The 12,079-nt window shown below is 67.0% G+C and carries 12 protein-coding genes and 1 pseudogene; 4 read left to right on the plus strand and 9 right to left on the minus strand.

Annotated features, from left to right (window positions below):
* On the minus strand, nt 1-1,276 hold a 1,276-nt coding region (locus tag RWO33_RS15680), incomplete at its 3' end, for a sorbosone dehydrogenase family protein (protein ID WP_314106085.1).
* Entirely contained in the window at nt 1,273-1,695 is a 423-nt protein-coding gene (locus tag RWO33_RS15685) for a DUF2231 domain-containing protein (RefSeq protein WP_314106087.1), read from the minus strand. The genes RWO33_RS15685 and RWO33_RS15680, both read right to left, overlap by 4 nt.
* A 255-nt stretch (nt 1,696-1,950) precedes the next feature.
* On the opposite strand from RWO33_RS15685, the gene RWO33_RS15690 reads away from it, so the two are divergent.
* On the plus strand, nt 1,951-3,192 hold the full coding sequence (locus RWO33_RS15690; RefSeq protein ID WP_314106088.1) for an MFS transporter: 1,242 nt from the start codon (nt 1,951-1,953) through the stop codon (nt 3,190-3,192).
* 137 nt (nt 3,193-3,329) lie between these two features.
* On the opposite strand, the gene RWO33_RS15695 is transcribed toward RWO33_RS15690, so the two are convergent.
* Nucleotides 3,330-4,127, minus strand: coding sequence for a helix-turn-helix transcriptional regulator (locus RWO33_RS15695; RefSeq protein ID WP_314106090.1), 798 nt, complete (start codon nt 4,125-4,127; stop codon nt 3,330-3,332).
* A 94-nt stretch (nt 4,128-4,221) separates the two neighbouring features.
* Here RWO33_RS15695 and RWO33_RS15700 point away from each other — a divergent pair, with 94 nt between their 5' ends.
* On the plus strand, nt 4,222-4,950 hold the full coding sequence (locus RWO33_RS15700; protein WP_314106093.1) for an SOS response-associated peptidase family protein: 729 nt from the start codon (nt 4,222-4,224) through the stop codon (nt 4,948-4,950).
* A 6-nt stretch (nt 4,951-4,956) separates the two neighbouring features.
* On the opposite strand, the gene RWO33_RS15705 is transcribed toward RWO33_RS15700, so the two are convergent.
* The 6 genes from RWO33_RS15705 to RWO33_RS15730 form a co-directional block, all read right to left on the minus strand.
* On the minus strand, nt 4,957-7,260 hold the full coding sequence (locus tag RWO33_RS15705; RefSeq protein WP_314106095.1) for a GH92 family glycosyl hydrolase: 2,304 nt from the start codon (nt 7,258-7,260) through the stop codon (nt 4,957-4,959).
* A 168-nt stretch (nt 7,261-7,428) separates the two neighbouring features.
* Complete coding sequence (gene proP, locus RWO33_RS15710; RefSeq protein WP_314106097.1) at nt 7,429-8,922, minus strand: glycine betaine/L-proline transporter ProP; 1,494 nt, start codon at nt 8,920-8,922, stop codon at nt 7,429-7,431.
* A gap of 290 nt (nt 8,923-9,212) precedes the next feature.
* Nucleotides 9,213-9,839: a hypothetical protein gene (locus RWO33_RS15715; protein WP_314106098.1), complete on the minus strand. Its 627-nt coding sequence runs from the start codon at nt 9,837-9,839 to the stop codon at nt 9,213-9,215.
* Between the two features lie 3 nt (nt 9,840-9,842).
* On the minus strand, nt 9,843-10,184 hold the full coding sequence (locus RWO33_RS15720) for a type II toxin-antitoxin system prevent-host-death family antitoxin (protein ID WP_068852335.1): 342 nt from the start codon (nt 10,182-10,184) through the stop codon (nt 9,843-9,845).
* 71 nt (nt 10,185-10,255) lie between these two features.
* Nucleotides 10,256-10,579 (minus strand): thioredoxin family protein, encoded by a 324-nt coding sequence (locus tag RWO33_RS15725; protein ID WP_314106100.1) that lies wholly within the window; start codon nt 10,577-10,579, stop codon nt 10,256-10,258.
* A gap of 3 nt (nt 10,580-10,582) precedes the next feature.
* A complete protein-coding gene (locus tag RWO33_RS15730; RefSeq protein ID WP_068852341.1) occupies nt 10,583-11,002 on the minus strand; it encodes a host attachment family protein in 420 nt (139 codons plus the stop codon).
* A gap of 152 nt (nt 11,003-11,154) precedes the next feature.
* Between RWO33_RS15730 and RWO33_RS15735 the strand changes: the two genes are divergently transcribed.
* Both RWO33_RS15735 and RWO33_RS15740 read left to right on the plus strand, forming a co-directional pair.
* Entirely contained in the window at nt 11,155-11,832 is a 678-nt protein-coding gene (locus tag RWO33_RS15735) for a DUF3348 domain-containing protein (protein WP_314106102.1), read from the plus strand.
* 10 nt (nt 11,833-11,842) lie between these two features.
* Nucleotides 11,843-12,079, plus strand: a pseudogene (locus RWO33_RS15740) (hypothetical protein); the annotation flags it as partial.

The following is a 12,079-nucleotide window of genomic DNA, read 5'->3' on the forward strand; positions in this document are numbered from 1 at the left end:
AGATGGTGTTGGCCAGGTCGTCGGCGACGATCACCGCACCGCGCGGGTCCACAGTGACCCCGACCGGGCGGCCGCGGGTCTTGCCGTCCTCGGTGCGGAACCCGGTGGCGAAGTCGACCGCCTCGCCCGCCGGCTTGCCGTCACGGAACGGCACGAACACCACTTTGTAGCCGACCGGCGGATTGCGGTTCCAGCTGCCGTGCTGGCCCACGAACACACCGTCGGTGAACGCACCGCCCACCGCGGGGTTGGCGAAGGACACGCCCAGCGCTGCCACGTGCGACCCCAGCGCGTAGTCCGGGGTGATCGCGGACGCGACCTTGTCCGGGTTCTGCGGCATCACCCGGGAGTCCACGTGCTTGCCCCAGTAGCTGTAGGGCCAGCCGTAGAAGCCGCCTTCCTGCACCGAGGTCAGGTAGTCGGGGACCAGGTTCGGGCCGATCTCGTCGCGCTCGTTGACCACCGCCCACAACGTACCGCTGCCCGGCTGTACTGCCAGCGCGGTCGGGTTGCGGATGCCGCTTGCATAGGTGCGGTGGGCACCGGTCTGCGCGTCGATTTCCCAGACCTGGGCACGGTCGACCTCGGCCGCCATGCCACGCTCGGTGATGTTGCTGTTGGAGCCGATGCCCACGTACAGATGGGTGCCGTCGGCACTGGCGGCCAGGGACTTGGTCCAGTGGTGATTGATCGCCGACGGCAGGTCGGTGACCTTGGTCGGCGCGCCACTGGCCTTGGTCTGGCCTTCCACATAGTCGAAGCGGACCAGGGCATCCTGGTTGGCCACATACAGGGCGTTGCCGATCATCGCCAGCCCATAGGGCGCGTTGAGCTTGTCGGCGAACACGGTCTTCAGTTCGTACACACCGTCGCCGTCGGCGTCGCGCAGCAGGGTCAGGCGGTTGCCGCTCTTCACCTGGGTATTGCCCTTGGCCTTGATCTTGCCGGCGATGACGTCCTTCGGCTTCAGGTTCGGCGCGCTGCCGCCACGGCCTTCGGCGACCAGGATGTCGCCGTTGGGCAGCACCAGGGTCTGGCGGGGAATGGCCAGGTCGGTGGCGATGGCCGACACCTTGTAACCCGCCGGTACGGTCGGCACCTGGTCACCCCATGCGGTGGGCTTTGCGATGGTCATGTCGGGCATGACGCCACGGTGCGGCTTGGGCAGCTCCGGGTTGGCGCCGAGCTGGTTCATGTCCGGCGCCTTGCTGCTGCAGGCGGCCACGGCCACGGCGAGCACGGGCAGCGACAGTACCTTGGGGAATGCGCGATTCACAGGACACCTCCAACGCGGACGCGGACGCTGGCGAAACCCAGCCAGGTCGCCAGCAGTGCCAGCACGGTGGCAACGACCGACCACAGCAGCGCGCCCGGCATGATCGCCCACGCGTCGCGCGCGTGGTGCAGCGAATTGATGAAGCCAACGACCCAGGTAACCGCGAGCACCGCGACGTAGAACCCGGTGCGGTTTCCGCGCACCAGCCCGACCAGGCCACACACCAGGGCCAGGGTGGTCATCACCATCGCCCCGACCAGCAGCCAGGAGGCGAAGTTGCTCCACTGGATCTCATAGGTGTTCCAGTAGGCATAATCGGCCAGCAGCGCACCCAGGAACAGCGGGAGCACCCCGCCGAGCACGGCAGCATGGAACGGATGGATGACCCAATGGCGGGTCACGACGGGCGTTGAGGACACGGTGGTCTCCTTTGGATCGTGGGGAACGCGTGCCATCGTGCCAGCCCGCGCGTGAGGGGCGCTTTGATCTACGACGCCAGAACCGGCACAGCATGCCGTTGTCCGGAATGCGACGATGGCCGCCCCAATCGCGCGAGACGGCCGCCCGCGCCCGCCTTACGCTTCCGCCTTCGCTTGCCCCCACAGGTCCAGGCGGGAGCGCGCCGCACCACAGGCGTGGCCCACCCGGATCGCTGCTGCTGTCGAACTGGTCCCATGAGCACTGAAACCCCGTCGTCCGTTTCGCCTGCCGCCCCTGCTGCCGCGCCGCTGCCCGTTGCCGCGGATGCCGCCCAGCAGGGCTTTGCCATCCGCATCGTCGGTGCTGCCGCCTTCGCGCACCTGCTCAACGACATGATCCAGGCGGTGCTGCCGGCGGTGTACCCGATGTTCAAGAGCCAGTTCGCGCTCAGCTTCGGACAGATCGGCACGATCGCGCTGGTCTACCAGTTCACCGCCTCGCTGTTGCAGCCGTGGGTGGGCATGTACACCGACAAGCGCCCGCTGCCCTACCTGCTGCCCTCGGGCATGGTGGCGACCTTCGTCGGCATCGCCATGATGGCGATGGCGAACAGTTACGAAATGCTGCTGCTGGCCGCCGCCGTGGTCGGCGTCGGCTCTGCCACCTTCCATCCGGAAGCGTCGCGGGTCGCGCGCATGGCGTCGGGTGGCCGCTTCGGCACCGCGCAGTCCACTTTCCAGGTCGGCGGCAATACCGGTTCGGCGATCGGCCCGCTGCTGGCCGCCGCCGTGGTCATTCCGCATGGCCAACGCGCCATCGGCTGGTTCCTGCTGATTGCCGCCGTGGCGATTTTCGTGCTGTTCCGCCTGACCGGTTGGACCGTACGGCATGGCCAGGCCAAGATGAACAGCCTGGCGCGCTCGCACGGCATCGGGCTCAGCCGCGGCAAGGTGGTGCAGGCCATCGCCGTGGTCGCGGTGCTGATGTTCGCCAAGTTCGTCTACATCGCCTCGATCACCAACTACTTCACCTTCTACCTGATCGAACGCTTCCACCTGAGCGTGCAGCAGAGCCAGATGTACCTCTTCATCTTCCTCGCCTCGATCGCGCTGGGCACCTTCATGGGCGGGCCGGTGGGCGATCGGATCGGCCGCAAGGCGGTGATCTGGATTTCCTTCCTGGGCGTGGCGCCGTTCGCGCTCGCCCTGCCCTACGCCAACCTGACGGGCACCGCCGTGCTCGCCGTGGCCGTCGGGCTGGTGATGTCGTCTGCGTTTGCGGCGCTGGTGGTGTACGCGCAGGAAGCGGTGCCGGGGCGTGTCGGGATGGTGTCCGGGCTCATGTTTGGGCTGATGTTCGGCATCGGCGGGATCGGCGCGGCCGGGCTGGGCAAGCTGGCTGACATCCATGGCATCGTGTGGGTGTACCACCTCACTTCGTTCCTGCCGCTGTTGGGGTTGGCTACTGCGTTTCTGCCGAAGACCAACGGGCGCTGACGGGGGTTGCCGACTAACAGTCGGCACTACCGTCGGCAGTACCGTCAGCAGGGCCGTCGGCAGTACCGTCGGCAGTACCGTCAGCAGGGCCGTCGGCACCACCGTGGGCAGTACCGTTTCGCGCCAGACGTTTCGCGTTATTGGAAGAACTGGCTCGGCAGCTGGCCGAAGCGCTTCTTGAACATGGCGGTGAACGCGCTGGGGCTGGCGTAGCCTTGCGACAGCGCTACGTCGATGACCTTTTCGCCATGGGCGAGGCGTTCGAGGGCGCGGACGAGCCGGATCTGCTGGCGCCATTGACCGAACGTCATGTGCAGTTCGCGCGCACACAGGCGCTGTATCGTCTTGGCGTCCACGCCGAGGCGAACGGCCCAGTCCTGCAGCGTGGAAGCGTCGTCGGGCGCGGCGTCCCAGTGCTGTGCGATCTGCTGCAGGCGCGGGTCGACCGGTTCCGGAACATGCAGTGGCAGCACCGGCAGCGCCTGCAGCTCATCCAGGATCAGCTGCATGAGATGGCCGTCGCGTGAGTCCGGAACGTAGGGCTGCTTTACGATGGCGGCCGCACCGATCAGTTCGGCCAGCAAGGGTGTGATCGACACGGTCGCTGCGCTGGGCGGCGCATCGGCGATGGCCTGCGGCAGGATGTACAGGCTGCGCATGCGCACCGCGCCAATGCAGCTCACCTTGTGGCCAATCCCGGCCGGCATCCAGATCGCGCGCGTGCTGGGCACTACCCAGCGGCCGGCGCCGGCCTGGACCACCAGCACGCCGGAGGCTGCATAGACCAGCTGATGGCGATCCGGATGGTGGTGCAGCGGAATCACGGTGCCGGCGGCGTAATCGCGCGCCCGGCACAGCACGGCGGACTCGGGGCCCAGCGGCAGGCGCTGGCCGGCGGTGTCGACCGGCGTGATGTCTTTTCTTCGATGGGACATGGGCGGATACCGCGAAACAACCACCACCCGACTCTAGCGCCGCCCGCACCGCCGCTCAACCGCGCGCTCACGGCGTGCACCCTACCCTGCAGTCATGCGTCGTTTCGCCCAAGCCATTGCCGAGCCGGAATTGGTCCCTGACGGACTGCCGCGCGAGCTTGCCAGTGCCGTGGCCGCCGCGCCGGACCGCTACAACATCGGCAAGGGCTCGCCGGCATCGGTGCTCGCCCGAAACGCCGATGGCGAGCTGATCGTGACGGACATGCTGTGGGGCCTGGTGCCGCGCTGGTCGAAGACGCCTGACACGCCCTACACCACGGTCACCGCCCGGCTGGACCGTGCCCCGGGCAGCCGCATCTTCGCCAAGGCCTGGGCAGAACGCCCGTGCGTGATTCCGATGACCGGGTACTACAAGCTGGACCGCCAGCGCCGACCGCCGTGGCCGCTGTTCGTGCAGCGGCGCGATGGTCTCGCCCTGCTGGCGGCGGGCATCTGGGAGCACTGGGAGGACGACGACGGCTGCGCGATGGATTCCTTCAGCGTGCTCACCGCGCCCAACCGCGCCATTCCGGAACCGCTGACTCCGGACGGGCCGGTGTTCCTTCCCGCTGAACTGGCCCTGGCGTGGCTCTCTGGTGCCGCCAACACGCCCGCCTCGCTGCACGTGCGCTCGCCGGCACTGGAGGCCTATCCGGTCGGTCGCGCCTTCCGTGACCTCAAGCGCGACGACTACACCCTGCTCGAACCGGTCGATCCCGATCTTGAAACGACATCGCCGCCCCCGGTGGACGGGGACGGCGATGGCTGGGACGAAGACAGCTGAGCGCGCTCAGGGCGACATCGAGTACGGCTGTTCCGCGTCCGCGCCGGGCCAGGCCTTGTTGGGTTCGGCCTGCAGGGTGAAGTGCAGTTCACCGCCGGCCAGGATCTCGGCATGGCGCAGGAAGGTACGGTTGAGCGGCTTGCCGTTGAGCGTCACCGAACCCACGTACTCGTGGCCCTTGCCCATGCCGTCGGTGGTGATGCGGAAGGTCCTGCCGTTGGGCAGGTTGAGCACCGCCTTGGGCAGGAACGGGCGGCCGATGATGTACTCGGCGCTGCCCGGTGCCACCGGGTAGAAGCCCAACGCAGTGAACACGTACCACGCCGACATCTGGCCCAGGTCGTCGTTGCCGGCCAGGCCATCGGGACGGTCGGCGTACTGGGTGTCCATGATCTGCTTCAGGCGGGCCTGCGCACGCCACGGCTGGCCCGCGTACGAATACAGGTAGGCCACGTGGTGGCTGGGTTCGTTGCCGTGCGCGTACCAACCGATGAGGCCGGTGATGTCTTCCATGTGCTCGAAGATCGACGGGTCGACCTTGGCATCGAACACCGCGTCCAGCCGCGCCAGCAGCTTGTCGGCACCGCCGTGCGCGCCGACCAGGCCGGCGACGTCATGCGGCACATACCACGAGTACTGCCAGGCGTTGCCCTCGGTGTAATCGGTGCCGTAGCCGCTGGCACTGGGATCGAACGGGGTGCGGAAGCTGCCGTCGCGCTTGCGCGCGCGCATGAAGCCGGTTTCCGGGTCGAACGCGTGGCGCCAGTTGCCGGCGCGCTTGTCGAACTCGGCGGCCACGTCGGCCTTGCCCATGGCCGTGGCCATGCGTGCGATGGTCCAGTCGTCGAAGGCATATTCCAGGGTCTTGCTGGCCGCCTCGCCCTCTTCGTCGATCGGCACCCAACCCAGTTCGCGGTACTGCGCGATGCCGTCGTATGGACCGTAGTTCGCGGTGGCGACCATCGCCTGCAGCGCCTTGTCGGCATCGAAGCCACGGATGCCCTTGACGTAGGCGTCGGCGATCACCGGCACCGCGTGGTAGCCGATCATGCACCAGGTTTCCTGGCCGTGGAACGCCCACACCGGCAGCATGCCGTAGGCACTGTTGTGCTGGTGGGCGAGCAGCGAATTGACCATGTCGCTGGTGCGCTTTTCCGGTTGCACCAGGGTCAGCAGCGGATGCAGCGCCCGGTAGGTGTCCCACAGCGAGAAGGTGGAATAGTTGGTGTAGCCCTCGGCGCGGTGCACGGCGTTGTCCGACCCGCGGTACTGGCCGTCGACGTCCATGAACAGCGTCGGGCCCAGCAGGCTGTGGTACAGCGCGGTGTAGGCGCTGCGCCGGTCATGCGCAGGGGCCTCGATGTCGAGCACCGACAGCGCCTGCTGCCACTGCGTGCGGGCGTCGGCACGGATGCGGTCGAAGTCCTGGTCCTTCGCCTCGGCGTCGAGGTTGGCGATGGCACCTGCTTCGCTCACCGACGAGATCGCCACGCTCACCACCAACGGCGCGTCGAGCCTGCCGAAGTCGAAGGTGCCGACCAGCTGCCTGCCTTCGATCTGTGGCCGCTGTTCCGGGTGGTTCTGCCCCGGCGGCGGGAAGCCCTTGTAAGCGATGTCGGTCTCGGTGTTGTGCAGCGCGTGGCCGGTGAGCGGGCGCGAGAAGCGCATCGCGAAATACAACTGGCGGCCCGGCGCCCAGCCACGGGTCTCGCGGAAGCCGGTCACGGTGCCATCTTCGCGCAGGCGCAGGCGCGACCACAGGATCTTGCCGGGGTAGTCGTACAGGCTGGTGCGCAGGTCCAGCAGCACCTTCGCCTCCTGGCCCTTCGGGTAGGTATAACGGTGCACGCCGGTGCGCGCACTGGCGGTCAGTTCGGCGCGGACCTTGTAGTCCTGCAGCGTGACCGCGTAATACCCCGGCTCGGCCTTCTCATCCTTGTGGTCGAAGCGCGAGGCGTAGCCGCTGCGCGGCTTTTCCGGATCGCCGCGCTCCAGGCCCGGATCGCCGGTGAACGGCATCACCAGCACATCGCCCAGGTCGGAATGGCCGCTGCCCGAGAAATGGGTGTGCGAGAAGCCGACGATGCTGATGTCGTCATGGCGGTAACCGGCCGCCCAGTCGTAGGCCTTTTCGCGCGGCTGGATGCGCGTGTCCGGGCTGAGCTGGACCATGCCGAACGGCACCGTGGCGCCCGGGTAGGTGTGCCCTTCGCCACCGGTGCCGATGAACGGATCAACCGCGGCGTAGGCTCGTTCGGCCACGCTCTGTGGTGCCGCCGTAGCGCCCCCTGCTGCCAGCATGGCACCCATGGCCAATGCCACCCACCCCGACGTTGCCGCTCTGGTCATATGGATTTAGATCGATTCAAGGTGAGTCGATCCTAGCACCGGAATGCCCCGCGCCGCATGTTGCGGCGCGGGGCGGGGGTTTCGCCGGGTTGGGTGGGTTGCCACGCAGGGCGTGGCACTACGTCACCGTTACGTGGCGGTGGGGATCTCGGTAGCCCTGGTGTTGGCTTCGGGCAAGGTGGGTTGGGTGGCGTCCACCGTCACCGGTTCATCGCTGCGCAGCAGGGCGTGGGCTTCGGCTTCGCTGGCTACGGCGGGCGGCGAGCCGCGCAGCGGCAGGTTGGCGGTTTCGTTGACGAAGAGCATGGTGACCAGCCCGACCACTGCCGCGCCCATCAGGTAGTACGCCGGCACCAGCGGGTCGCCGGTGCGTTCGACCAGCCAGGCGGTGATCAGCGGGGTGGTGCCGCCGAACAGCGACACCGGGACGTTGAACGCGATCGACAGCGCGCTGTAGCGCACCGGGGTATAGAACAGCGCCGGCAGCGTGGACGGCATGGAACTGGTGAAACACACCAGTGCCAGCCCCAACAGCATCAAACCGAGGAAGATCAGCCAGTCATTGCCGCTGCCGACCAGCAGCAGGCACGGAATGGCCAGTGCGAACAGCGCGATGCAGGCGCCGATGATCATCGGGCGCCGCCCCAGCCGGTCACTGAACAGGCCGCCGACCACGTTGAGCGGCATCATTACCAGCATCACGATGATGATCAGCAGCAGGCCCTTGCTCTCGGCATAGCCCATGGTCACGCTCAGGTAGCTGGGCATGTAGGTGAGCAGCATGTAGTCGGTGACGTTGAACACCAGCACCAGGCCCACGCACTTGAGCAGCTGCGGCCAATGCACGCGCAGCAGCGCCCCCAGCCCGGGGCGTTCGAGGTCGCGTTTGTCGGCCTCTTCGGCATAGGCGCGGAAGGCCGGTGTCTCTTCCAGCTTCATCCGCATGTACAGGCCGAGCAGGCCCAGCGGACCGGCGATCAGGAACGGCAGGCGCCAGCCCCAGTCCAGCATCTGCGTGCTGCTCAGGGCCATGTGCAGCACGGTGACCGTGGCCGCACCGGCGATGTAGCCGCCCAGCGTGCCGAATTCCAGCCAGCTGCCCATCAGGCCGCGGTTGCGGTCGGTGGAGTATGCGGCGATGAACGTGGCCGCGCCGCCGTATTCGCCGCCAGTGGAGAAGCCCTGCACCAGGCGCGCAAGCAGCAGCAATGCCGGGGCCCACATGCCGATGCTGTCGTAGGACGGAATCAGGCCGATGCTGAAGGTGCCCAGCGCCATCAGGATCATGGTGAACGCCAGCACTTTCTGGCGGCCATATCTGTCACCCAGCGGGCCGAACACCAGCCCACCCAGCGGGCGGACAAGGAATGCCACGGTGAAGGTGGCGAAGGTGGCGATCAGCTGCGCGGTCGGGCTGCTGGCGGGGAAGAACACCTGACCGAGCGTGACCGCAAGATAGCCGTACACACCGAAATCGAACCATTCCATCGCATTGCCGAGCGCAGCGGCACCGACGGCTTTCTTGAGCATGGGGCGATCGACCACGGTGACTTCGTCGACCTTCATCTGGCGGCGGCGCTTGAACCACCCGAAATGGGCATGTGCGGCATGCAGTTCCTGCATCTGCTTTCTCCTGGAAGCAGGGTCATCAACGCACCCGAGGTCCCGCGCAAGGCACAGGTAAACACCGCCTCTGGAAGAACGCGGCACGAGGCGCGAAGAGGGGTAGCAACAGGCGTTCCCGGACGGCCGCGTGGTACACCACGGCGCTGCAGGAAGGATGACCGAGAGACGGGCAATGGCCCGAGGCAATGATCAAGCGAACATGTTAGCACAGTGTGTGCATGCGGCCTTTATCGATTCTTCACATGCTGTCCAAACGCCTTGTTTCAAGCCGTTTTTTGCTGATCGTGTCATGCGCTTGCGTGCAGTTCCATCGCGCGCATCACGATCGGCTTGGCCCAATCCGGCGTCTGCAGCAGATCGATGACCGTGACCGGAAAATGCAATCCCTCGCGATCCAGCTGCAGCAGCGGCAGCGGTGCCGCCCTGCCCTTTGCGTCGACGGGCGCGCTGTTGTCGTACACATGCAGCTCGGCAAGATGCGGCAGCAGTTCGATCAGGTTTTCGCGCGCGGAATCGAAACGTGCGCGGATCTTGTCGTGCGGAATATCGTGTCCGCCCTGGCTGACCCGATCGGCCACGCGTTCGATGTGCAGCGCCACGCTGTGCAGGCCGCAGAACCAGATCGCCACGTCGTGGGTCTGGCAGGCATCGCGCAGCAGGCGCGGAATGGTGTTGCCGCCGAGCGTGGTTTCAAACGCGAAGTCGGTGCCATCGGCCATCGCCTGGCGCAACCGTCGCGCGCCCTCGCTCCATGCTGCGGCGTTGGCCTCGTCCAGCGACCAGCCCTGCTCCACCAACCGCCGGGTGAAGCTGTCCGGATTGAACCAGGTCAGCCCCGCGTCGCGCAGCCATGTGCCCAGCAGCGAACTTTTACCGGCACCATTGACGCCGGCCAGGACCAGTATCTGCGCCACCGATCAGAGCGACGGGCCAAGGGCGGTCCTGCGCCCGCGACGGATCGGCTGGCCCATTACCTTGCCCAGCCCACCATCGGTATTGAGGCTGGCCAGGGTGGTATCGAACTCCGCACGCAGGCGATCCAGCTCCCCCTGGCGCGCGTCATCCGGGTTGCCGGCCGCACGGGCCAGCAGCTCCTGATAGGCCTTGATGTCCACGATCACCGCTTCGGGGTGGTTGTGGTTGGTGATCACCAGGGCCTGCTTTTCGCGCACAGTGCGCATCAGGCTCGGCCAGCCCCGGGTCTTCACCGATGACGCAGTGGCCTTTTCAAGGCCGGGAACATCCAGAGGCAGGCTCATGACGGACATCCAGCGGAGGGATGTGGCCACTATACCCCTTTTGGGTAAATTGGGAATAAAGGGATATTCAGCTACCCGACGGCGCGTTCGAGGGCATCCAGGTCTCCCTCTGTGGTGGGGCGCACCACCCGTGCCACCTCCTGCCCGTCGCGCAGCAGGACCAGCGTGGGCCAGAGCTTGACCGTGAAGGCGCGCCCCAAGGGGCGCCCCCTGCCGTCCTCGACCTTGCGGTGGTCAAGACCGTGTTTTTCAACAAAGTCCTTGACCACCGGCTGCGCAGCCGCACAATGCCCGCACCAGTCCGTGCCGAATTCCAGCAGCTGCCAGCCCGTGCCAGCCTCTATCTCGGCGCGGGTAGGCTCGAGCAGATCGGTGAACCTGCGTGCGTAGGCCATGACTCAGGCCGCCAGGGCGCGCTGGATGTCGTCCAGCGTGGAATTGGTGTAGTCCTTGGCGATCTCCTTCAGCATCCGGCTCTGTACTTCCTTGTGCAGCTGCGGCCGGATGTGGCCCAGCGTGGTGGGGTCGGCGATCAGGATCAGGTGCTCATAGCGGTGCTTGAGCGCGTGATCGTTCAACTGCTGCGCCAGCTGTTTGGCGAAGGTGGCTTCATTGAGCTGGGAAATGCTCATGTCCTTGGGCACTGCGCCGGACGGCCCCTGGCCGGAGACGCCTTCGGCGCTGATGTCCTTGACCTCCAGTTCCTCCTCCTGCTTCAGCTGCAGCGTGCGGCCGTCGCCCACATTGGTGAACACGCGGGCCGAGCCGCCATCAGCGACGATGACGAGGGTACCTTTGGGGATCTGCAGGGTGGACATGGTGAACTCCTTGGATGGAAAAACGGGCGATGTGTTGGCCCGCCCCCACCGTAGGCAAACGGATGTAAGCGCGGTGCATAGGCGCGTGTGCACCGTGTGTGCAGGGGCATTCAGGGAGTCGGTCGGTCATTACAGTGTAAAATTCGCGGTTTTTGACCGGAACCATGGCGAAGAAGCAGCACCGCACGCCTGTCCCCGGCCCGCCCTTCATCCGGTTGCTGGCGGCGCTGGCCGACCGCAATGCCCCGCGTACCGGGCCCGACCTGTCCGACCGGCTCAGCCAGTGGATCGACTGGACCCGGGCCGTGGCGCTGTCGCGCGCGCTCGACGGGCGCCTGCCGGCCGTGGCCGACCCCGCACCGGCTTCCGTCGAGGCGCTTGACGAGGAATGCGCGCGGGTACGCGCCACCCTGGTCGAAAGCATCAGCGCCCCGCCGGCGGCAGGCAAACCGGCCGCGACCGACGCCACCGCCTACCGCCAGCGCTGTCTCACCGTGCAGCGCGCCATGCTCACCGCCACCGGGCGCCTGCGCGGCCTGCTGCGGGACCGGCTCAGTGCCGGGTCCGGCGAGCTGCCCCGGTTGGCCGAGGTGGACGCGGCCATGGAGCAGGCGCTGAGCCCGCGCGAGCAGCAACTGCTGGCCAGCGTACCGGCCCTGCTCGGCGCCCATTTCGAGCGTCTGCGCGACGACGCCGGCACCGCTGAGGTCGATCCCGACAGCGGCTGGCTGCACTTGTTCAGGAACGACATGCAAGCCGTGCTCCTAGCCGAGCTGGATGTCCGTTTTCACCCCATCGAAGGCCTGCTTGCAGCGCTTCGCCCCCACTAACCGGGCTGTCATGTTCAGAACTCCTCTCTACCTCGTTGTTTTCCTTGCCGGCCTGCTGGCGGTGTGCTGGATCGGTGCCGGCTATGTCGGCAGCAACCCGGTCGGCATGGCGGTGGCGCTGGTGATCGCCGCCTGTTACGTGGCCGGTGCAGTGGAACTGCACCGCTACCGGCAGGCGACCTCGGCGCTGGCGCTGGCGGTGGCCGATGCCGCCGAGGCGCCGGCGAGCCTGGGCGAGTGGCTGGCG

Origin of the sequence: uncultured Stenotrophomonas sp., from assembly GCF_963519925.1 — a bacterium.
Lineage (GTDB): Bacteria > Pseudomonadota > Gammaproteobacteria > Xanthomonadales > Xanthomonadaceae > Stenotrophomonas > Stenotrophomonas maltophilia_AE.